This window comes from Mesorhizobium sp. M0615, from assembly GCF_040320805.1.
In the GTDB taxonomy this organism is placed as follows: domain Bacteria; phylum Pseudomonadota; class Alphaproteobacteria; order Rhizobiales; family Rhizobiaceae; genus Mesorhizobium.
On record NZ_JAMYQI010000013.1, the window covers coordinates 152,017 to 172,457 of the forward strand.

At 63.6% G+C, this 20,441-nt stretch carries 20 protein-coding genes and 1 pseudogene; 15 read left to right on the forward strand and 6 right to left on the reverse strand.

What is annotated here, in order from left to right:
* The 4 genes from sdhA (at nucleotide 1) to NKI46_RS23510 (ending at nucleotide 4,091) form a co-directional block, all read left to right on the forward strand.
* Complete coding sequence (gene sdhA / locus NKI46_RS23495; RefSeq protein ID WP_352748120.1) at nucleotides 1-1,830, forward strand: succinate dehydrogenase flavoprotein subunit; 1,830 nt, start codon at nucleotides 1-3, stop codon at nucleotides 1,828-1,830.
* 40 nt (nucleotides 1,831-1,870) lie between these two features.
* The gene (locus NKI46_RS23500; protein WP_023670510.1) at nucleotides 1,871-2,650 is read left to right on the forward strand and encodes a succinate dehydrogenase iron-sulfur subunit; all 780 of its coding nucleotides are present in this window, start codon (nucleotides 1,871-1,873) and stop codon (nucleotides 2,648-2,650) included.
* Between the two features lie 65 nt (nucleotides 2,651-2,715).
* On the forward strand, nucleotides 2,716-3,462 hold the full coding sequence (locus NKI46_RS23505; protein WP_023737989.1) for a nucleotidyltransferase domain-containing protein: 747 nt from the start codon (nucleotides 2,716-2,718) through the stop codon (nucleotides 3,460-3,462).
* Nucleotides 3,459-4,091, forward strand: coding sequence for a YceH family protein (locus NKI46_RS23510; RefSeq protein ID WP_023737988.1), 633 nt, complete (start codon nucleotides 3,459-3,461; stop codon nucleotides 4,089-4,091). Before NKI46_RS23505 ends, NKI46_RS23510 begins: the two co-directional genes overlap by 4 nt.
* Before the next feature lie 206 nt (nucleotides 4,092-4,297).
* Here the strand turns inward: NKI46_RS23510 and NKI46_RS23515 are convergent, their stop codons facing one another.
* Nucleotides 4,298-4,723, reverse strand: coding sequence for an OsmC family protein (locus tag NKI46_RS23515; protein WP_023726055.1), 426 nt, complete (start codon nucleotides 4,721-4,723; stop codon nucleotides 4,298-4,300).
* 220 nt (nucleotides 4,724-4,943) lie between these two features.
* Here NKI46_RS23515 and NKI46_RS23520 point away from each other — a divergent pair, with 220 nt between their 5' ends.
* Nucleotides 4,944-5,159 carry a hypothetical protein gene (locus NKI46_RS23520; protein ID WP_023737987.1) on the forward strand — a complete coding sequence of 72 codons (216 nt, stop codon included), beginning with the start codon at nucleotides 4,944-4,946 and terminating at the stop codon, nucleotides 5,157-5,159.
* Entirely contained in the window at nucleotides 5,156-5,512 is a 357-nt protein-coding gene (locus NKI46_RS23525; RefSeq protein ID WP_023698373.1) for a YciI family protein, read from the forward strand. The genes NKI46_RS23520 and NKI46_RS23525 overlap by 4 nt, the downstream gene beginning before the upstream one ends.
* Before the next feature lie 12 nt (nucleotides 5,513-5,524).
* Here the strand turns inward: NKI46_RS23525 and NKI46_RS23530 are convergent, their stop codons facing one another.
* Nucleotides 5,525-7,132 carry a GMC family oxidoreductase gene (locus NKI46_RS23530; RefSeq protein WP_023737986.1) on the reverse strand — a complete coding sequence of 536 codons (1,608 nt, stop codon included), beginning with the start codon at nucleotides 7,130-7,132 and terminating at the stop codon, nucleotides 5,525-5,527.
* Nucleotides 7,129-7,719 (reverse strand): annotated as a pseudogene (locus NKI46_RS23535) (FGGY-family carbohydrate kinase); the annotation flags it as partial. The gene NKI46_RS23530 and the pseudogene NKI46_RS23535, both read right to left, overlap by 4 nt.
* A 197-nt stretch (nucleotides 7,720-7,916) precedes the next feature.
* Here NKI46_RS23535 and NKI46_RS23540 point away from each other — a divergent pair.
* Complete coding sequence (locus NKI46_RS23540) at nucleotides 7,917-8,447, forward strand: hypothetical protein (RefSeq protein ID WP_023670503.1); 531 nt, start codon at nucleotides 7,917-7,919, stop codon at nucleotides 8,445-8,447.
* Nucleotides 8,448-8,463: 16 nt separating this feature from the next.
* On the forward strand, nucleotides 8,464-9,102 hold the full coding sequence (gene plsY, locus NKI46_RS23545; protein WP_352748126.1) for a glycerol-3-phosphate 1-O-acyltransferase PlsY: 639 nt from the start codon (nucleotides 8,464-8,466) through the stop codon (nucleotides 9,100-9,102).
* A 22-nt stretch (nucleotides 9,103-9,124) separates the two neighbouring features.
* On the opposite strand, the gene NKI46_RS23550 is transcribed toward plsY, so the two are convergent.
* Nucleotides 9,125-10,381, reverse strand: coding sequence for a ubiquinone biosynthesis hydroxylase (locus NKI46_RS23550; RefSeq protein WP_352748129.1), 1,257 nt, complete (start codon nucleotides 10,379-10,381; stop codon nucleotides 9,125-9,127).
* 112 nt (nucleotides 10,382-10,493) lie between these two features.
* Here NKI46_RS23550 and tesB point away from each other — a divergent pair, with 112 nt between their 5' ends.
* The 6 genes from tesB (at nucleotide 10,494) to xth (ending at nucleotide 18,229) form a co-directional block, all read left to right on the forward strand.
* Complete coding sequence (gene tesB / locus NKI46_RS23555; RefSeq protein ID WP_352748132.1) at nucleotides 10,494-11,369, forward strand: acyl-CoA thioesterase II; 876 nt, start codon at nucleotides 10,494-10,496, stop codon at nucleotides 11,367-11,369.
* Nucleotides 11,370-11,586: 217 nt separating this feature from the next.
* Nucleotides 11,587-11,925 (forward strand): P-II family nitrogen regulator, encoded by a 339-nt coding sequence (locus NKI46_RS23560; protein WP_023670499.1) that lies wholly within the window; start codon nucleotides 11,587-11,589, stop codon nucleotides 11,923-11,925.
* 13 nt (nucleotides 11,926-11,938) lie between these two features.
* Nucleotides 11,939-13,387 (forward strand): ammonium transporter, encoded by a 1,449-nt coding sequence (locus NKI46_RS23565; protein WP_373420142.1) that lies wholly within the window; start codon nucleotides 11,939-11,941, stop codon nucleotides 13,385-13,387.
* Nucleotides 13,388-13,736: 349 nt separating this feature from the next.
* A complete protein-coding gene (locus NKI46_RS23570) occupies nucleotides 13,737-16,406 on the forward strand; it encodes a DNA translocase FtsK (protein WP_352748134.1) in 2,670 nt (889 codons plus the stop codon).
* Between the two features lie 137 nt (nucleotides 16,407-16,543).
* Complete coding sequence (locus NKI46_RS23575) at nucleotides 16,544-17,224, forward strand: outer-membrane lipoprotein carrier protein LolA (protein WP_023683897.1); 681 nt, start codon at nucleotides 16,544-16,546, stop codon at nucleotides 17,222-17,224.
* Between the two features lie 198 nt (nucleotides 17,225-17,422).
* Nucleotides 17,423-18,229 (forward strand): exodeoxyribonuclease III, encoded by an 807-nt coding sequence (xth, locus tag NKI46_RS23580; RefSeq protein WP_352460309.1) that lies wholly within the window; start codon nucleotides 17,423-17,425, stop codon nucleotides 18,227-18,229.
* 159 nt (nucleotides 18,230-18,388) lie between these two features.
* On the opposite strand, the gene NKI46_RS23585 is transcribed toward xth, so the two are convergent.
* Entirely contained in the window at nucleotides 18,389-18,844 is a 456-nt protein-coding gene (locus tag NKI46_RS23585; RefSeq protein ID WP_023670494.1) for a cyclic nucleotide-binding domain-containing protein, read from the reverse strand.
* 177 nt (nucleotides 18,845-19,021) lie between these two features.
* Entirely contained in the window at nucleotides 19,022-19,705 is a 684-nt protein-coding gene (locus NKI46_RS23590) for a response regulator transcription factor (protein WP_023670493.1), read from the reverse strand.
* 145 nt (nucleotides 19,706-19,850) lie between these two features.
* Between NKI46_RS23590 and NKI46_RS23595 the strand changes: the two genes are divergently transcribed.
* The gene (locus NKI46_RS23595) at nucleotides 19,851-20,387 is read left to right on the forward strand and encodes a L,D-transpeptidase family protein (protein WP_245264527.1); all 537 of its coding nucleotides are present in this window, start codon (nucleotides 19,851-19,853) and stop codon (nucleotides 20,385-20,387) included.
* The last annotated feature ends 54 nt before the right edge of the window (nucleotides 20,388-20,441 follow it).

A 20,441-nucleotide genomic window follows, 5' to 3' on the forward strand; every position in this document is an offset into this window, starting at 1 on the left:
TTGTCCAAGGACGCGAAATCGGCCACCGGCTATACCTTTGTCGACCACAAGTTCGACGTGGTGGTCGTCGGCGCCGGCGGCGCCGGCCTGCGCGCCACGCTCGGCATGGCCGAGCAGGGCCTGCGCACGGCCTGCATCACCAAAGTGTTCCCGACCCGCTCGCACACGGTGGCGGCACAAGGCGGCATTGCCGCGTCGCTGTCCAACATGGGTCCGGACTCCTGGCAGTGGCACATGTACGACACCGTCAAGGGTTCGGACTGGCTGGGCGACGTCGACGCCATGGAATATCTGGTGCGCGAGGCACCGGCGGCGGTCTACGAGCTCGAGCATTACGGCGTGCCGTTCTCGCGCACCGAAGAGGGCAAGATCTACCAGCGGCCGTTCGGCGGACACATGATGAATTATGGCGATGGCCCGCCGGTGCAGCGCACCTGTGCTGCCGCCGACCGCACCGGTCACGCCATCCTGCACACGCTCTACGGCCAGTCGCTGAAGAACAATGCACAGTTCTTCATCGAGTATTTTGCGCTCGACCTGATCATGGAACCGGACGGCACCTGCACCGGCGTCGTCGCCTGGAACCTCGACGACGGCACCATCCATCGCTTCTCCGCCAAGATGGTGGTGCTGGCGACCGGCGGATATGGCCGCGCCTATTTCTCGGCGACGTCGGCGCACACCTGTACAGGCGACGGCGGCGGCATGGCGGCACGGGCCGGCTTCCCGCTGCAGGATATGGAGTTCGTGCAGTTTCATCCGACCGGCATCTATGGCGCCGGCTGCCTGATCACCGAAGGCGCGCGCGGCGAGGGCGGCTATCTCGTCAATTCCGAGGGCGAGCGCTTCATGGAACGCTACGCGCCGTCGGCCAAGGACCTGGCCTCGCGCGACGTCGTCTCGCGTTGCATGACGCTGGAGATCCGCGAAGGCCGCGGGGTCGGCAAGAACAAGGACCATATTTTCCTGCATCTCGATCATCTCGATCCGGCCGTGCTGCATGAGCGGCTGCCGGGCATTTCGGAATCGGCCAGGATTTTCGCCGGCGTCGACCTGACCAAGGAGCCGATCCCGGTGCTGCCGACGGTGCACTACAATATGGGCGGCGTGCCGACCAATTACTGGGGCGAGGTGCTGAACCCGACGGTCGAGAATCCTGACCGGGTGTCACCCGGGCTGATGGCGGTCGGCGAGGCCGGCTGTGCCTCCGTGCACGGCGCCAACCGGCTGGGCTCGAACTCGTTGATCGATCTGGTGGTGTTCGGCCGCGCCGCCGCAATCCGCGCCGGCCAGGTCATCGACCGTAATTCGGCGATCCCTTCGCCCAACGAAGCCTCGGTCGAAAAGATCATGGATCGCTTCGACCGGCTGCGCCACGCCAATGGGTCGACGCCAACCGCCGTTCTGCGTGAGAAAATGCAGAAGGCGATGCAGGAAGACGCGGCCGTGTTCCGCACACAGGAGTCACTCGAAAACGGCTGCAAGCGCATTTCGCAGATATGGACCGAGCTCAAGGACCTGAAAGTCTCCGACCGTTCGACGATCTGGAATTCCGATCTGGTCGAGACGCTGGAGCTGGAAAATCTGATGGCCAACGCCATCACCACGGTCTACGGCGCCGAGGCGCGCAAGGAGAGCCGCGGCGCGCATGCGCGCGAAGATTTTTCGGCCCGCGACGACATTGTCTGGCGCAAGCATACGCTGGCTCGGCTAAGCGAGGACGGCCAGGTGAGCCTCAGCTATCGTCCCGTGCACACCGAGCCGCTGGTGGCGGAAAAGGACGGCGGCATCAGCCTTGCCAAGATCGCGCCGAAGGCCAGGGTGTACTGACCATGGTGCCGAAGCCCGTCATCCGAAAGGACCAGAGGTAATGGTCGAACTCACGCTTCCCAAGAACTCCAAGGTGCAGCCGGGCAAGACCTGGCCGAAGCCGGAGGGCGCCACCAACCTGCGGGAATACCGCATCTACCGCTGGTCGCCCGACGATGACGAGAACCCGCGCATCGACACCTATTTCGTCGACATGGACGATTGTGGGCCGATGGTGCTCGACGCGCTGCTCTGGATCAAGAACAAGATCGACCCGACGCTGGCGTTGCGCCGCTCCTGCCGCGAAGGCATTTGCGGCTCCTGCGCCATGAACATCGATGGCTCCAACACGCTGGCCTGCACCAAGGGCTGCGACGACATTTCCGGCGCCGTCAAAGTCTACCCGCTGCCGCATATGCAGGTGGTCAAGGACCTGGTGCCCGACCTCACCAATTTCTACGCCCAGCACGCCTCGATCCAGCCATGGCTGAAGACAGTGTCGCCAGAGCCAGCCAAGGAATGGCTGCAGAGCCATGAGGACCGCGAAAAGCTCGACGGGCTCTACGAGTGCATCCTATGCGCCTGCTGCTCGACCTCGTGCCCGAGCTATTGGTGGAACGGCGACCGCTATCTCGGCCCGGCGACGCTGCTGCAGGCCTATCGCTGGCTGATCGACAGCCGCGACGAAGCCACGGGCGAACGGCTCGACGATCTCGAAGACCCGTTCCGGCTCTACCGCTGCCACACCATCATGAACTGCGCCCAGACCTGCCCGAAGGGGCTCAACCCGGCCAAGGCGATTGCCGAGATCAAGAAGATGATGGTGGAGCGCAGAGTCTGACGCCACCGCTACCCGCCGACTTTTCGCCGGACGCCGTCGCGGCGCTGCGCGCCCGCCTTGATCTGGTGCGAAGCCAGCCTGTAAAAATCCTGTTTGCCATCGAAAGCGGCAGCCGCGCCTGGGGGTTTCCGTCTCCCGACAGCGATTATGACTGCCGCTTTGTCTATATCAGACCGGTAACCGATCACCTCGTGCTGCAGCAGGCGCGCGATGTGATCGAGTATCCGATCGAAGGCGAGATCGATGCCGGCGGCTGGGATCTGCGCAAGGCGTTGCTGCTGGCGCTTGGCGGCAATGCCGTCATAGTCGAATGGGCGAAGTCGCCGATCGTCTATGAGGAGGTTTCGGGGTTTCGCCAGCGCCTTCTCGATTTGCTGGCCGAGATCGTCGATCCGGCGAAGGTATCGCACCACTATCTCGGCCTTGCGCGTTCGCATGTCGCCAAGATCGGCAGTTTCTCCGGCGAGGTGAAGCTGAAGAAGCTGTTCTATCTGATCCGCCCGCTCGTGGCGCTCGACTGGATGGAACAGCGCGGCTTTGCCAGCCTGCCGCCGATGAACCTTGGCGAATGCCTCGATCAGACCGAGATACCGGCTCAAGCCAGCGACGAAATCCGCGGCCTGATCGAGCGCAAAAGCCGGACGCGGGAGATGGGCTCGGGCCTCATCCCGACCGCAATCGCGCGCTATCTCGAAGCCCGCTATGGTCACCACGAAATGAACCTAGTCGGCCCCGTCAGGGACAAAGCCGGCCAAGCGCGCAAACATGCCCTTGCAACCGAATTTTACCGCCGGGAGGCTGAACTTCAATGAGCGATGACCTTCCCATTCTCAATCCCGTCGAAGCCCGTGTGCTCGGCTGCCTGATCGAGAAGAAGGAGCTGACGCCGGATGTCTATCCGCTGACGCTGAATGCAGCACTTGCAGCCGCCAACCAGAAGACGGCGCGCGAGCCTGTGATGGCGCTCGAGCCGACAGAGGTGCATCGGACGCTGAAGCTGCTCGAGCAGAAGGGGCTGGTGCGTCAGATGTTCGGCTCGCGCGTCGAGCGCTATGAGCATCAGATGGCGCAGCGCTTCTCGCTGACTAGGCCGCAGACTGCGGTGATCGGCCTGCTTTTGCTGCGCGGGCCGCAGACGGCGCATGAGTTGCTGGCGCGAGCTGAGCGCATGGCGCGGTTTTCGTCGATCGAAGACCTGCGCGCTGAACTCGACATGCTGATCGGCCGCCGACCGCCGCTGATCCAGGAAATACCGCGCGGGCCGGGGCAGCGCGAGGACCGTTTTATGCATCTGCTCGCAGGACCGGTGGACGTCGCGGCGTTATCGATGCAGCGGAGTGCGCCGGCCTTGCCTGCTTCCGACCTGGAAGCAAGATTGGAGGCTCTGGAGCAGGAAGTCGCCGCCCTTCGCGCCCGGCTTGATGCGCTGGGCGCCCAATAGTATCCGAGACGTCGGCGGGACAGCACCCCCCTCTGGCCTGCCGGCCATCTCCCCCTCAAGTGGGGAGATCAGATGTCACGCCGGCCTTCGCCAATTACGAACGTCGAAAGAAGAGTGCCAGCTACCGAGCTTCCAATCTCCCCGGGAGATGCCCGGCAGGGCAGAGGGGGGCGCGAAGGATCGCTACCCCGGGCAAAATCGGCGGATCACCCCAGTTTCGCGTCGAGCGACACTTTGATGGCGCCGAGCGCCTTCGAAACCGGGCATTCGGCCTTGGCCTTCTCGGCCAATTCCTTGAACTTCGCCGCATCGATGCCCGGTACCTTGCCGATCAGGGTGATGGCGCTGCCGGTGATGCCGGTGCCGGGGACCAGCGTCACCACCGCCTTGGCGTCGAGTTCAGTGGCGGGCGTGCCGTTCTCGGCCAGGAAATGCGACAGCTGCATGGCGTAGCAGCCGGCGTGTGCCGCCGCGATCAACTCTTCGGGATTGGTGCCGGATTTGCCGCTCTCGTCCTCGAAGCGAGCCTTGAACGAATAGGGCGTGCCCTTCAAGGTGCCGCTCTGGCTGTCGAGCGTGCCCTTGCCTTCCTTCAGATTGCCTTTCCAGACGGCGTTTGCGGTGCGGTCCATAAAATTCTCCTTGATTACAGCGACAGCGCCGGCCACGCGGCGTTCCCTCCAACTATAGCGCGGCGGCAGGGGAAGACCACCGCGCTGTTTCGGCGGGATGCGACGCCGGCGTGCCCTGCAAATTTTTTCTGAAAAAATGTGCGTGCAAAAATGTCGACTTGCATCGGCGCCGGCCGTCCTGCGAGCGTCCACGGATTCTCGTGGCGGATGGAGATCCAAGATGAACAATCTGTTTTCTGCCCATTGGAACGACGCCGACAAAAGCGCGCGTCTACACGAGATCGACTGCTCGCGACCTTCCGGCTTCGGCCGGCTGCTTGCTGCGGTCACTGTGATCGGCATTGCGGTCTGCGTGCTCGACCACGCTGCTGCCGGCAGGGATGCCGCCGGCGCCGTGATCGCATATGCTTCGTCACAGCAAGGGAGCTGGAAATGAAATATGTCTGTCTGGTCTACGGCGAGGAAAAGGACCTCCATGCCATGACGCCGGAGCGTCTGGCCAAGCTCGACGCCGATTCGATGGCCTATGATCGGTCATTGGACCAGCAAGGCAAGCTGATCATCGCGCAGGCGCTGCAATCGGTGAAGACGTCGAAGACGGTGCGGCGGCGCCAAGGCAAGCGGCTGATCACTGACGGTCCGTTTGCCGAAACCAAGGAGCAGTTGCTTGGTTTCGTCATGATCGAAGCCGACACTCTCGACAAGGCGCTGGAGATCGCCGGCAAAATTCCGCTGGCCGAAATCGGCACCGTCGAAGTCAGGGCGATCTACGACGTGCCGGGGTCATAGGCGGCGGCGACGTCATGCAGGCCGGCGGATCATATCCGCCGCCTTCTCGGCGATCATCACCACTGGCGAGGCGGTGTTGCCGGAGACGATGCGCGGCATGATCGAGGCGTCGACGACGCGCAGGCCCTCGACACCGGTCACGCGCAGGTCCGGGCTGACGACGGCGCGGCCATCGACACCCATCCTACAGGTGCCGACCGGGTGGAAGATGGTCGTCGCGATCGAGCCGATCTGGTGCAGCAGGTCCTCGTCCGACTGGTGGGCGAGACCAGGCAGGATTTCTTCCGGATGGAAGCCGGCAAGAGCCTTGGCGGTCATGATGCTGCGCGCCTGGCGCACCGAACGCAGCGCGATCTCGCGGTCGCGCGCCGTAGAGAGGTAGTTCAGCCGGATCTCCGGCTGCACGGCCAGCTCGCGCGTCGTAGCGTGCACCGAGCCGACGCTCTCGGGCCGCAGATTGCAGACCGACATGGTGATTGCCGGGAACGGGTGCAGCGGGTCGCCCAGCCGGTCGGTAGACAAGGGCTGGACGTGGTACTCCAGGTCCGGCGTCGCCATCGACGGATCGGATTTCGAGAACATGCCGAACTGGCTCGGCGCCATCGACATCGGTCCCGAGCGGCCAAAGGCATATTGCAGCGCGATCTTCGCCTTGCCGCTCAGGCTGTTGGCTAGCGTGTTGAGCGTCAGCGCCGACGACACTTTGTAGACAGTGCGGATCTGCAGATGGTCCTGAAGGTTCTCGCCGACATCGGGGCTGGCGTGAACCACATCGATGCCGAGCGCGGCGAGGCGATCCGGCTCGCCGACCCCGGAAAGCTCCAGCAGTTTCGGCGTGTTGATCGAGCCGGCGGTCAGCAGCACCTCGCTCCTGGCCTTTGCCTCGATGGTTTGGCCGCCGACGCGATAACAAACGCCGATAGCACGCTTGCCCTCGAACAACACCGTCTCGACATGCGCGTTGACGACCAGCCTGAGGTTCGGCCGTCGCAGCGCCGGGCGCAAGAATGCCTTGGCTGTGTTCCAGCGCACGCCCTTGCTCTGGTTGACTTCGAAGAAGCCGGACCCCTCATTGTCGCCGTCGTTGAAATCCTCGCGCGGCATGATGCCGAATTCCTTGGCCGCCTCCTGCACGGTGTTCAGGATCGGCCAGGACAGGCGTTGCCGCGCCACTTTCCATTCGCCGCCGGAACCGTGCAGCTCGGTCTTGCCGCCATGATGGTCCTCGGATTTGAGGAAATAGGGCAGCACATCGTCCCAGCCCCAGCCGACATTGCCCATCTGCCGCCAGCCATCATAGTCCGCCGCCTGTCCCCGCATGTAGATCATGCCGTTGACCGAGGTGCAGCCGCCCAACACCTTGCCCCGGGGATAGACCAGCGAGCGGCCGTTCAGGCCGGCTTCGGGGGCAGTCTTCATCATCCAGTCGGTGCGCGGATTGCCGATGCAATAGAGATAGCCGACCGGGATATGCACCCAGTGATAATTGTCGCTGCCGCCGGCCTCAAGCAGCAGCACGCGCGTCGCCGGGTTTTCGCTCAGCCGATTGGCCAGCACGCAGCCCGCCGTGCCTGCGCCGACGATGATGTAGTCGTAGTCGCCATCGAGCCGTTGGGTCATTGCGGTGGTTTACTCGGCGGTGTTCTACTCGGTTCTGCCGCCTGTTCGTCCCAGAACGATCGCAGCGTATCGGCAAGGCCGCAATAGGCGCGATAACGCCTGTTGTAATGGTCCTGCATGGCCGGGTTCGGACGATAGGCGGCGCTTGACCGGGTCATGGCGTCGACGCCGGCCTCATAGTCGGCGAACAGGCCGGCCGCGACCCCGGCGCCGATTGCCGCGCCAAGCGCGCCGGTCTCGCGCGCCACAGGCACGGTGATCGGCACCCCAAGCCCGTCGGCGAAGATTTGCGGCCAGTGCTCGCTGCGCGAGCCGCCGCCGGACAGGACCGCCTTGTCGAAGCTGACACCGGCGTCCTTCAGGACATTGATGTGGCGCCTATGCTCGAACATCACGCCCTCGAACAGCGCGCGCAGCATATGGCCTTCCCTATGCCAGCCGGCAAGGCCGTAGAAGCCGGCGCGGTATTCCGCCCCATGCCCCGACCCGTAGAGAAACGGGTGGAACATCGGATCGTCCCAGGCCGGCGTCACCGCGCGGACAGCCGCATTGCAGTGGCCGAACGGATCGTCATGATGGGCACCGCGCTCGATGCGAAGTCGGCGTTATCGCTAAGCGGTTGCACCATCAGATGCCCGTGACGAGCGACCTGAACCCAGGACGTCCGGTCTCGGCGTCTGGATGATTAGGGGGCCAGCTCTGTTTTCTCATCAGATACAATTCTGCGTGTTGAAGCAACGCCGGAGTTCTCCTATCGTCGCCGCAATTTTCGGGGGAATTCGACATGCCTTTCCTGATTGCTATTCTCGGCGTGCTGGGAGCCGGGGCGTTCTGGTGGTATCGCATGAAGGCCATGAACGAAGCCGCGCGCGAGGTCGCCGACGTCGTCGGCCGCGTTCAGGGCAACATAAGGCGCAAGAAGCTGCGCAAGCAGGCGGCGCTGTCGCCGCTGACGGCGATCGACGATCCGGTGGTGGCGGCGGCAACGCTGATCACCGCACTGGCAGCGGAGCACGGCCCGATCCTGCCGAAGCGCGAAACGGTCATCCGCGAGGTGATCTCGCAGATTGCGGACAACCAGAAGAAGACCGATGAAGCCGTCGTCTACGCCAAATGGGCCGCGGCGCAGATCGACGACACGACGATCGTCATCGACAAGCTGGCGCCCTTCCTGCGCGAGCGCCTCGATCCGCATGAGCGCGAAGACCTGCTGCAGATGCTGGATCGTGTTGCCAAGAGCGGCGAGCAGAGTTTCAAGGTCGCCGACCAACGCATGCTGCGACTGCGGCAGAAGCTGGGGTTTGAGGTCAACTGAGAAACAGCCCAGGCGCATGTCATTCTGGATAGCGAGCGTGGTAGGATCGGCTGCCGCTTACCTTATCGGCTCTACGCCTGCCGGCTATCTGGCGGGGAAACTGCTTAGGGGCATCGATATCCGGGAGCACGGCTCCAAGTCCACCGGTGCGACAAATGTATTGCGCACACTCGGGAAATGGCCAAAATTGGTGGTGCTTCTGGTGGACGTGCTGAAAGGGGCGGCAGCGGTCATCTTTGCCCGTTGGTTTTGTTTCTGGTCTTCCGCAACGCCGCCGTCGGCAATATCTGATATGCCCGTTTGGGTTCCTTGGGTTCTATGCCTGGCCGGACTCGCTGTTTTGCTTGGGCATAGCCGTTCGATCTGGCTGAATTTCACCGGCGGCAAATCGGCTGCGACGGGGTTGGGTGTTTTGTTGGCGATGTCCTGGCCTGTGGGTCTAGGCGCGGCGACGGCATTTGCCGTGGTGTTGGCAGTTTCCCGAATTGTGTCCCTGAGTTCGATGCTGGCGGCGCTCACCGCGATCGCCCTCGTCGGCGGCATGGAACAACCATTGCCCTACCGGTTGCTGGTCATCGCCGGCGGCATCTACGTGATCGTGCGCCACCGCGCCAACATTGCGCGGCTGATGTCAGGAGCCGAGCCGCGTCTATGACAAAGCGGCACTCATTCCCGGCCTAAATCGCCTCACCCTTGAGCAGCCGTGGTGTGCCGTTGGACAACCCCGACGCCTGGCGGATGAAGAACTCCTTCAGCCTGGGCATCCGTTCGACAAGGCCGAGGCCTATGTCGCGGAGCTGGCGCAGCGGGCCGATGTCGTTGGAAAACAGCCGGTTCAGCACATCTGTGGTGACGCCCATCTGCACCGTGTCGAAGCGGCGCCATTGCTGGTAGCGCTCGAGCACGTCGAGCGCGCCGATATCCTGTCCCAAGCGATCGGCCTCGACCACCACTTCAGCAAGGGCCGCCACATCCTTGAAGCCGAGATTGAGGCCCTGGCCGGCGATCGGGTGGATGCCGTGCGCGGCGTCGCCGGCAAGCGCGATGCGCGGGGCGACGAAGGCGCGCGCGATGGTCAGGCCGAGCGGCCAGGCGCGCGGCTTGTCGGTGACGCGGATTTCGCCGAGCTTCAGGCCGAAGCGCAATTCAAGCTCCTGCTCGAAGACGAGGTCGTCGCCCGAGACCAGCTTTTCGGCATCCTCGGAACGTTCGACCCAGACCAGCGACGAACGGTTGGTGCCGTCCTCGGTGGGCTTGAGCGGCAGCGTTGCAAACGGGCCGGCCGGCAGAAAATGCTCTTCGGCGCGGCCATTGTGCGGGCGCTCATGCGCCACCGTGCAGACGATGCCGGACTGGCCATATTCCCATTTCACCGTCTTGATGCCGGCCATGTCGCGCAATTTGGAATTGACGCCGTCGGCGGCGACCAGCAGCCGCGCCTCAATCGCCGCGCCGTCGGCCAGATGCACGGTGATGCCGGCGCCATTGCCGTCGAACGATGCGACCGCGACACCTTCGATGATGTCGATGCCGAGCTTTTGCGCGCGGCGGCGCAAGGCGCCGTTCAGGTCCTTGTTGGCGACCATGTGGGCGAACGGTTCGCCCGGCGCGACCTCGCCATCGAAGGTGAGAAACACCGGACGCACCGGGTCGGCGGTCCGCGAATCGGTGACGATCATCTCGGTGATCGCCTGCGATTGCCCGACGATTTCCTGCCAGACGCCGAGCTGGTCGAACATGCGGCAGGCGGCGGCGGCGATCGCCGAGGCGCGGCGGTCCTTCTGCCAGACGCCGGCGGGGGCAGCATCAACGACCGCCACGGCGAGGCCCGGCCGCGCCTGTTTCAGCGACACGGCGGCGGCGAGGCCGACATAGCCGGCGCCAGCGACCAGCACGTCGAGCGGGGTTTTTGCGTCCGGGTTGCGGTTCGCCATGTCAATTCCTTTCGAAGTCTCGACCATCCCCGCCCACTGGGGCATTCCGGCCTTGACTGCCCGCCATTCCTGTCGGAAACCGCCATAGCATCTTACGGCGAGGTCACGAAGCATGACGGCGGCCATGGACGAGCTTCTCAGCATTCTCGACCTCGAGCAGCTGGAACACAATCTGTACCGTGGTCGCAGCCCCAAGCTCGACTGGCAGCGCGTTTTCGGCGGCCAGACCATCGCCCAGGCGCTGGTCGCCGCGCAGCGCACCGTCGAGCCCGAGCGCCACGTGCATTCGCTGCACGGCTATTTCATGCGGCCCGGCGACACCAAGGTGCCGATCGTCTACGAGGTCGACCGCATCCGCGATGGCGGCTCCTTCACCACGCGGCGCGTGGTGGCGATCCAGCACGGCCAGGCGATCTTTTCGCTGGAAGCCTCGTTCCAGCAGGACGAGGTTGGCCTTGAGCATCAGCTGCCGATGCCGCGCGACGTGCCGCCGCCCGACAGCCTGTTGTCGCAGCGCGAATTGCTGGGCAAGTTCCGCGAGGCGGTGCCGGACGGCATCAAGCGCTACTGGGAGCGTGACCGGCCGATCGAGATGAAGCCGGTGATGCTGAAGCATTACACCAGCCGCGAAAAGCTGGAGCCGCAGCAGAACATCTGGATCCGCACCACCGGCCCGGTGCCGGCCGACCGCGGCATCCAGGCGGCGGTGCTTGCCTACCTCTCCGACATGACGCTGCTCGACACCTCGACCTTTGCGCACGGCCGCGCCATTTTCGACCGCGACATCCAGGCGGCGAGCCTCGACCATGCGATGTGGTTCCATCGCAGCCATCCGCTCGATGACTGGATCCTGTACACGCAGGACAGCCCGTCGACGCAGGGGTCGCGCGGCTTCACCCGCGGTTCGCTGTTTGCCCGCGGCGGCACGCTGATCGCCTCGGTTGCCCAGGAAGGCCTGATCCGGCTGAAGCGGCCGCCTGCGGAATAGGCATTTTCGAAAAATTGCCTACTTTTTAATCAGTGACTGTCGGTTGACAGTGCGCACCGTGGCGCCGGGACTCGAGCGATCCGTTTGTTTACAATGAGTTAACACCTGCTTCGGCAACTGGCACGGAGCTTGAATCCTGTTGGGCACTCTCCGGGCTTTTTGGGATCGGTGAAGGTGTGCAAACGCGGGGGACCGCAACAGCAAAGGGTGAAACCTTATGAAAATCGTGATGGCAATCATCAAGCCGTTCAAGCTCGACGAGGTGCGCGAAGCGCTCACCGCCGTCGGCATCCAGGGCCTGACCGTCACCGAAGTCAAAGGCTACGGGCGTCAGAAGGGACACACGGAAATCTATCGCGGGGCGGAATACGCGGTCAGTTTCCTGCCGAAAATCAAGATCGAAGTCGCGGTTAGCACAGACCTGGTCGACAAGGCCGTCGAAGCCATCACGGCGGCGGCCAAGACCGGCCAGATCGGCGACGGCAAGATCTTCGTCTTCGGCATCGATCAGGCGGTGCGCATCCGTACCGGCGAAACAGACACCGACGCACTTTGAGCGGCGAACACGTATTCCAATGGAGAGTTCAATGAATATACCTTCCACCTTGAAGTCAGTGGCGCGCTCCGCGCTGCTGGGCTCCTTAGCGCTCGGAGCATTGGGCACGGTTGCTGCCTTCGCGCAGGAGGCGGCTCCCGCCGTCGCGGCGGCAGCGCCAGCAGCGCCGGCTTTTACCGTCGACAAGGGCGACACCACGTGGATGATGATTTCCACCGTGCTGGTGCTGTTGATGACCATTCCCGGCCTTGCGCTTTTCTACGGCGGCCTGGTTCGTACCAAGAACATGCTGTCGGTGCTGATGCAGGTCTTCACCATCACCAGCGTGGTCATGATCATCTGGGTCTTCTACGGCTACAGCCTCGCCTTCACCCCGGGCAACGCCTTCGTCGGCGGCCTTTCGAAGATGTTTCTCTCCGGCGTCAACGTATCGACGCTTTCGGAAACCTTCAGCAAGGGCGTCGCCATTCCTGAACTGGTGTTCGTCGTCTTCCAGATGACCTTCGCCTGCATCACGCCCGCCCTGATCGTCGGCGCATTCGCCGAACGCGTCAAATTCTCCGCCTTGATCCTTTTCGTTATCCTATGGGTGACGTTAATCTACTTCCCGATCGCGCACATGGTCTGGTTCTGGGGCGGCCCGAGCGCCTATGCCGACCCGTCCGGCCTGATCTTCAGCTTCGGCGCCATCGACTTCGCCGGCGGCACGGTCGTTCACATCAATGCGGGCATTGCCGGTCTCGTCGGCGCGCTGATGATCGGCAAGCGCATCGGCTACAAGAAGGACATCATGGCGCCGCACTCGATGACGCTGACCATGGTCGGCGCTTCATTGCTGTGGGTCGGCTGGTTCGGCTTCAACGCCGGTTCGAACCTCGAAGCGAACGCCTATGCGGTGCTGGCCATGATCAACACCTTCGTCGCCACGGCGGCGGCGGCGGTGGCCTGGATCGTGCTTGAATCGCTGCTGCGCGGCAAAGCCTCCATGCTCGGCGCTGTTTCGGGCGCCGTCACCGGCCTCGTCGCGATTACGCCGGCTGCAGGTTTTGCGGGCCCGATGGGCGCTATCGTGCTTGGCATCGTCGCCACCTTCGTCTGCTACTTCTTCGTCTCGGTGGTGAAGAACACATTCGACTATGATGACAGCCTCGATGTCTTCGGCGTCCACTGCGTCGGTGGCATCATCGGTGCGCTCGGCACTGGCATTCTGGTCAATCCCGCCCTCGGCGGCGCCGGCATCGTCGACTATTCGACGGCCGACTTCGCCGCCGGCTATGCCGGCACGGCCACGCAGCTCCTGGCGCAGGGCAAAGGCGTCCTGGTAACCCTGCTGTGGTCGGGCATCGGCAGCGCCATCCTCTACAAGGTTGTCGACTTGATCATCGGTCTGCGTCCGACAGCCGACGCCGAGCGCGAAGGCCTCGACCTGACTTCGCATGGCGAAGCGGCCTACCACTCGTAAGCACCGCGGGGCGGCTTCGGCCGCCCCGCATTCTCCCATCCCGTCGTGACGCTCCCGAAAGGAGTTCACGCTTTGAGGCCCGGGTTATTCCGGGCCTCTCTTTTTTGGGCAACCGTGCTGGCAGGCCTCGATCCCCGCGCAATCACGTTCTAGTGATGGCCGCCGGCGGGGAGACGTCGACCGGATTGGTTCCGAACTGTTGAGACTGCCTACAGTGGAGTGAGCAAGATCGTGGCTCTGGCTGCCGTATAGTTAATGCGGCCTTAACCTTCCCCCCGATAGTCTGACATCCGAATCTGCCGGAGTGCGTCATGCGCCCGGCCAGTCCATGACAGACGGGGAACGAAGCATGCGTTCAGGGGCTTCAGCACCGCTCGCGCTGACCGATACGGGGCACGGCATCCAGGCATTCGCGCGGCGCCAGGTCGGGCGGCTGGTCGGCGCCGGCCTGTTTGCGCTGGTCGCCTTTGGCGTCGCGGCGCTGGCGACCTGGAACGTCGCCGATCCCAGCTTCTCGCACGCCACCGACAACATCGTCACCAACGCCATGGGCTATGCGGGCGCGGTATTCTCCGACCTCGCCATGCAGTTCTTCGGCCTTGCCGCGGTCGCCGCCCTGGTGCCGGCGGTGATCTGGGGCTTTCTCCTGTTTTCGGCGCGCGGCGTCGATAGGCTGCCGAAGCGCGGCGTTGCCTGGTTCGGCTTCGCGCTGCTCGCGGCGGCGATGGCCGGCTGCGTGGTGCCGCCCAAGACGTGGCCGTTGCCGACCGGCCTCGGTGGCGTGCTCGGCGACATGGTGCTCAATATTCCGGGCCTGGTCATTGGCGGCTACCCGACCGGCATCGTTGCCAGCATCATTGCCATGGTGCTCATTGCGCCGGCGCTGTGGCTGTTTGCCTATGGCTCGGCGCTGATTGCGCGCAAGAACGGCTTTGCCGTCATGGAGCGCACCGCGGAGCCCGATCCCCGAGAGGACGACCTGCTCTTCGACGAAGACGACGAGGAGGGCGACGAAGGGATACTGGCGCTCGGCGCCGTTACCCACTGGTGGCTGTCTTTCCGCGCCTGGATGCATCGCCGGGCTGTGCGCCGCCAGCAGGAGCGCGACGAGTTCGAGCCGGAGATGGAGCAGCGCTCCACCGCATGGCGCCGCGCCGCCGAACGGGTCGAATCGGCGGAATTCGCCGAAGCGCGGATGAGCCCGGATGGCCGCGCCCGCGTCGAGCCGGAATTCTTCGCCGCCATGGTCAATGACCGCAGCGTTTCCGTCGATCCGGACGATGACGACGTCCTCGATGCCGGTTTCGACAATGGCGACGAGGAGATCGAACTCGACGACGAGCCGGTCCAGCGCCGTGCCGCGCCGAACGCCAAGGTGCAGAACTTCCGCTCCGATGCGGCGACCCGCGTCGCCGCACCTGCGCCGCGTCCCGCTCCGGGCGCGCGCGTCCAGCGCGAGGCGCAGACCTCGCTGATCGGCTCGGAAACATTCGAAATGCCGTCGCTGCATTTCCTGTCGGAGCCGAAGAACGTGGTGCGCGACGCCAGCCTGTCCAAGGACGCGCTGGAGCAGAATGCGCGCCTGCTCGAAGGCGTACTGGAGGATTTCGGCGTCAAGGGCGAGATTATCGCGGTGCGGCCCGGCCCGGTGGTCACGCTCTATGAGCTGGAGCCGGCGCCCGGCATCAAATCGTCGCGCGTCATCGGACTGTCCGACGACATCGCCCGCTCGATGAGCGCGATTGCCTGCCGCGTCGCCGTGGTGCCCGGCCGCAACGCCATCGGCATCGAATTGCCGAATGCCAAGCGCGAGACCGTCTATCTCCGGGAGATCCTGGCCAGCCGCGATTTCGAGGCGACCAAGTCCAAGCTGGCGCTGGCGCTGGGCAAGACCATCAATGGCGAGGCGGTGATCGTCGACATCGCCAAGATGCCGCATGTGCTGGTCGCCGGCACCACCGGCTCCGGCAAGTCCGTCGCCATCAACACCATGATCCTGTCGCTGCTCTACAAGCTGACGCCGCAGGACTGCCGGCTAATCATGATCGACCCGAAGATGCTCGAACTCTCCGTCTATGACGGCATCCCGCACCTTCTGACGCCGGTGGTCACCGACCCGAAGAAGGCCGTGGTGGCGTTGAAGTGGACGGTGCGCGAGATGGAGGACCGCTACCGCAAGATGTCCAAGGTCGGCGTGCGCAACATCGACGGCTTCAACGCGCGCGTGCAGTTGGCTGAAAAGAAGGGCGAAAAAATCTCGCGCACCGTGCAGACCGGCTTCGACCGCCAGACCGGCGAGGCGATCTACGAGACCGAGAACCTCGATCTCGAGCCGATGCCCTACATCGTCGTCATCATCGACGAGATGGCCGATTTGATGATGGTCGCCGGCAAGGACATCGAAGGCGCGGTGCAGCGCCTGGCACAAATGGCGCGCGCGGCCGGCATCCATGTCATCATGGCGACGCAGCGTCCGTCGGTCGACGTCATCACCGGCACCATCAAGGCCAATTTCCCGACCCGTATCTCCTTTCAGGTGACGTCGAAGATCGACAGCCGCACCATTCTGGGCGAGCAGGGCGCCGAGCAGCTGCTCGGCATGGGCGACATGCTGTACATGGCCGGCGGCGGCCGCATCCAGCGCGTGCACGGCCCGTTCGTCGCCGACGACGAGGTCGAGAAGATCGTCGCCCATCTGAAGCTGCAGGGCGTGCCCGAATATCTCGACGCCATCACCGAGGATGACGGCGAGGACGATGACGAGCCGTCGGGCAAGGGCGGCGCTGGCGGCGGCGGCAACAGCAATTTCGAGGATTCCGACGATCCCTACGACCAGGCGGTCTCGGTCGTGCTGCGCGACGGCAAGGCGTCGACCAGCTATATCCAGCGCCGGCTCGGCATCGGCTACAACCGCGCCGCCTCGATCATCGAGAAGATGGAGAAGGAAGGCATTGTCGGCCCGGCCAACCATGCCGGCAAACGCGAAATTCTGGTGCCGACCGAGGACGACAAGTTCTGATCAGCCGATACGGCCCGGCGGCAACCTTGAACCTTTTGGCGCGTTACAGCGACTGAGCGCTGTCCGGCCGCCAAACTTAAGTCTAACTGGGGGTCCACGGACTGCAACGAGACACACACCACACGAGAGTGACCGGCATGAAAAACGATCTTTCCGCGATCAGCGATTTCGCTCCAAACCGTCGCCAGTTGCTCGGCCTTGGCTTGATGCTTGCCGGCGCCGCGGCCATCAACGTCGTGCCGGGGTTCCAGCTCTTGGCCTCGGCGCAGGCGGCGGTGCCGCCGACGGCGCAAAAGATCGCCGACCATTTCTCCTCGGTCAAATCGATGAGCGGCGAGTTCGTCCAGTTCGGCCCCAACAACCAGCAGACCGGCGGCAAGTTCTTCCTTGAGCGGCCAGGCAAGATTCGCTTCAACTATGACGGCAAGTCGAATTTCCGGGTGATTTCCGACGGCAAGTCGGTGGTCATCCTCAACAAGCGGCTGAAAACGTCCGATCTCTATCCGTTGTCGAAGACACCGCTGAAGCTGTTGCTCGACACCAAGATCGACCTCTCGGGCGGCCGCGTCAAATCGATCAAGGAAGAGAGCGACCTCACCACCATCCAGCTTGCCGACAAGTCGGTGTTCGGCAATTCGAAGATCACCATGATGTTCGATCCGAAATCCTATGATCTGCGCCAGTGGACCATCACCGACGCGCAGGGCAAGGACACCACGGTGATGATCTACAACACCAAGGAAGGCGTCAGCTTCCCTGCGGATACGTTCGCCATCGACTATACGGCGAACCGCGAGCTGAACACCAACCACCGCTAGATCCGGTCAGGCCGGCCTGCAAATGGCGATCTCCTGCGCTTCCGGCGCTCACGTGGTTTAAGTACGCTCCGCTCCGGTTCTCGGAGACCACCATTTTCGACTCGGCCTGACCTGAATCAGGGCCGCCGCCCGCAAAGGCTGGCTTGTGTTTGTGGCGCTCGGCTGGCAGTAGATCGGCGACCTTGTTCGGATCGCCGCATGTCCTTCTCCATCGCCACCTGGAACATCAATTCCGTGCGCCTGCGCATGCCGATCGTCGAGCGGCTGCTGACGGAGCAGGCGCCCGATGTGCTTTGCCTGCAGGAGACGAAGGTTCCCGACGAGCTGTTTCCGGAAAAGGCGTTCCGCAAGGCCGGCTACGAGCACATCGCATTCCATGGCCAGAAGGGCTATCACGGCGTTGCGACGGTGGCGCGGCGGCCGATCGAGATTGTCGAGAAACGGCGCTTCTGCGAGATCGATGACAGCCGGCATCTGTCGGTCAAGGTGCAGGCCGGCGGCAAGGCAATCCTGGTCCACAATTTCTACGTGCCGGCCGGCGGCGACGAGCCCGATCCGGAGATCAACCGCAAGTTCCGCCACAAGCTCGATTTCGTTGCCGAGATGAACGCCATCCACGCCGCGCATGACGAGGTGTCGGCTTCGATCCTGGTCGGCGACCTCAACATCGCGCCGCAGGAGCACGATGTCTGGTCGCACAAGCAATTGCTCAACGTCGTCAGCCACACGCCGGTCGAGACGCAAAATTTCGACGCGATGCGGATCGCCGGCGACTGGGTCGACCTGATGCGGCTCGACGTGCCGCCAGAGCAGAAGCTCTACACCTGGTGGAGCTATCGCGCGCGGGACTGGGAAGCCTCGAACCGTGGCCGCCGGCTCGACCATGTCTGGTCGTCACCGAACCTGGTGCCGAGCTTTGCCGGCTATGAGATCCTGCGAGAGGCGCGTGGCTGGGAGCGGCCCTCGGACCATGTGCCGGTGATTGCGCGGTTCGACCTGGATTAGGCGTGCCGATATTCAGGTGAGGCCGGCCTGCAATGGCCGATACCTGCGCTTCCGGTGCGTACTTTGAGTACGCTCCGCTCCGGTTCTCGGTATCAGCCATTTTCGACTCGGCCTGACCTGAATCTCGACACACCCAAGCGTGAGCGCGGTCGCGGGGACCTACCCGCCAAACCTTGGGGCCAACTTCTCGATGCGGGCGATCATGGCCTGAAAATCATCGAGGATGCGCTGGTGCAGTTTCACCGCCACTTCGGGATATTCCTCCAGGATGCGGCGAAACATCTTGCGGCTCAACCTTATCACTTCCGAATCGGTCTCGGCCGAGGCGCTGGTCAGCCGTCTTGAGTCGGCGATCAGCGCCAGTTCGCTGAGGATCGTGCCGGGGCCGGCGGTGCCGATCGGGATGCGGTCGCCGTCATGCTCGCGGTAGAGCACGATGCGGCCACTGACCACGATATAGGCTGAGTCGGCTTCGTCATCCTCGCGGTACAGCTTGCGGTCGGCCTGCAGATGGGTGGCTTCGGCGCCGAAGGCGAGCAGGCGCAGCTGTTCCTGCGTGAAACCCTCAAAGAGCTTCACGGCGGACAGGATGCGGATGTCGTCATCCAGCGCCATCTCTAGCTGCGTCCCCGAACGGTCAGTCCAATCCCTCCCTTAGAGCGCCGCGTGTCCAATTGAACGCGCAAAGGACGCTCTAACACTTCAATCTGCGCAACGGGCCGATCCAGGCTCCCCCAGCCGGATCCTCCCCGAAACAGTCCCGCCCCGACCGCTTATCGAACAATGAAAAGTTTAAGGAACCAGCTTGTAGCCGCCGCTTTCTGTCACAAGAATTTCAGCATTGGAAGGATCGCGCTCGATCTTCTGGCGCAGCCGGTAGACGTGAGTTTCCAGCGTGTGCGTGGTGACGCCGGAATTGTAGCCCCACACTTCCTCGAGCAGGACGTCGCGCGTCACCACCTTCTGGTCGGCTCGATAGAGATATTTGATGATCGAGGCTTCCTTCTCGGTCAGCCGCACCTTGCCGCCGCGCTGGTCGATCAGAAGCTTCTGGCTGGGCTTGAACGTGTAGGGCCCGACCGAAAAGGTGGCGTCCTCGCTCTGCTCGTGCTGGCGCAGTTGTGCGCGTATGCGGGCGAGCAGCACGGCGAAGCGGAACGGCTTGGTGACATAGTCGTTGGCGCCGGCCTCGAGGCCCAGAATTGTGTCGGAATCGGTATCGTGGCCGGTCAGCATGATGATCGGCGCCTTGTAGCCGCCCTTGCGCAGGATCTTCACCGCCTCGCGGCCATCCATGTCGGGCAGTCCGACATCCATGATGAGCAGGTCGATGAGCCCGCCGCGCGCCGCGGCGACGCCTTTGGCGGCGGTCGCTTCCTGCAAGACGTCGAATTCTTCGTAAAGGGCCAGTTGCTCGACGAGGGTTCCGCGCAGGTCGTCATCATCGTCAACGATCAGAATGGTACGTGATGTCATGGATCAATCCATTGTTTTGAAAAGAATTTTCAGTTGACCGCCTCCCATTTATGCGGAAGCTGACCGGCGCAACAGTCCGATCACAGTGATTTGTTCCGTGACACGATCATACAAGAAAAAACGCGATCGCAATGCAGCCGGCGCAATTTTGCCGAAAAGGCTGCGTGTGCTGGTGGTTCGGGCGAGGCCGGGCAACCCCAGCCAGGGGATATTGCAGGCCGGCAGCAAGGTGTTTGCCTGTGCGCTCGGACGCGGCGGCATCTCGGCCAATAAGCGCGAAGGCGACGGTGCGACGCCGCTTGGCGAGATGCGGATTTTGTCAGGATATTTTCGGGGCGATCATTTCGCGGCCGGCCGCAAAACCCAGCTGGCGATGGCGCCGATCGGCGCCGATCTCGGCTGGTGCGAGGTGCCGGACGACCGCAACTACAACCGGCCGGTGAAAATCCCCTATGGCGCCAGCCATGAGCGAATGCGGCGCGACGACCGCCTCTATGACGCCTGCCTTGTGCTCGACTGGAACATGGCGCCGCGCCGGCGCGGCCGCGGCAGCGCCATCTTCTTCCATCTGGCGCGCCCAGGCTTCACACCGACGCAAGGCTGCGTGGCGGTGACAGCGCGGACAATGGCGCGGCTGTTGCCGCTGGTGTCGGACCGGACGGTGGTGAGGGTGGTGAGGTAGGGAGTAGGGAGTAGGGAGTAGGGAGTAGGGAGTAGGGAGTAGGGAGTAGGGAGT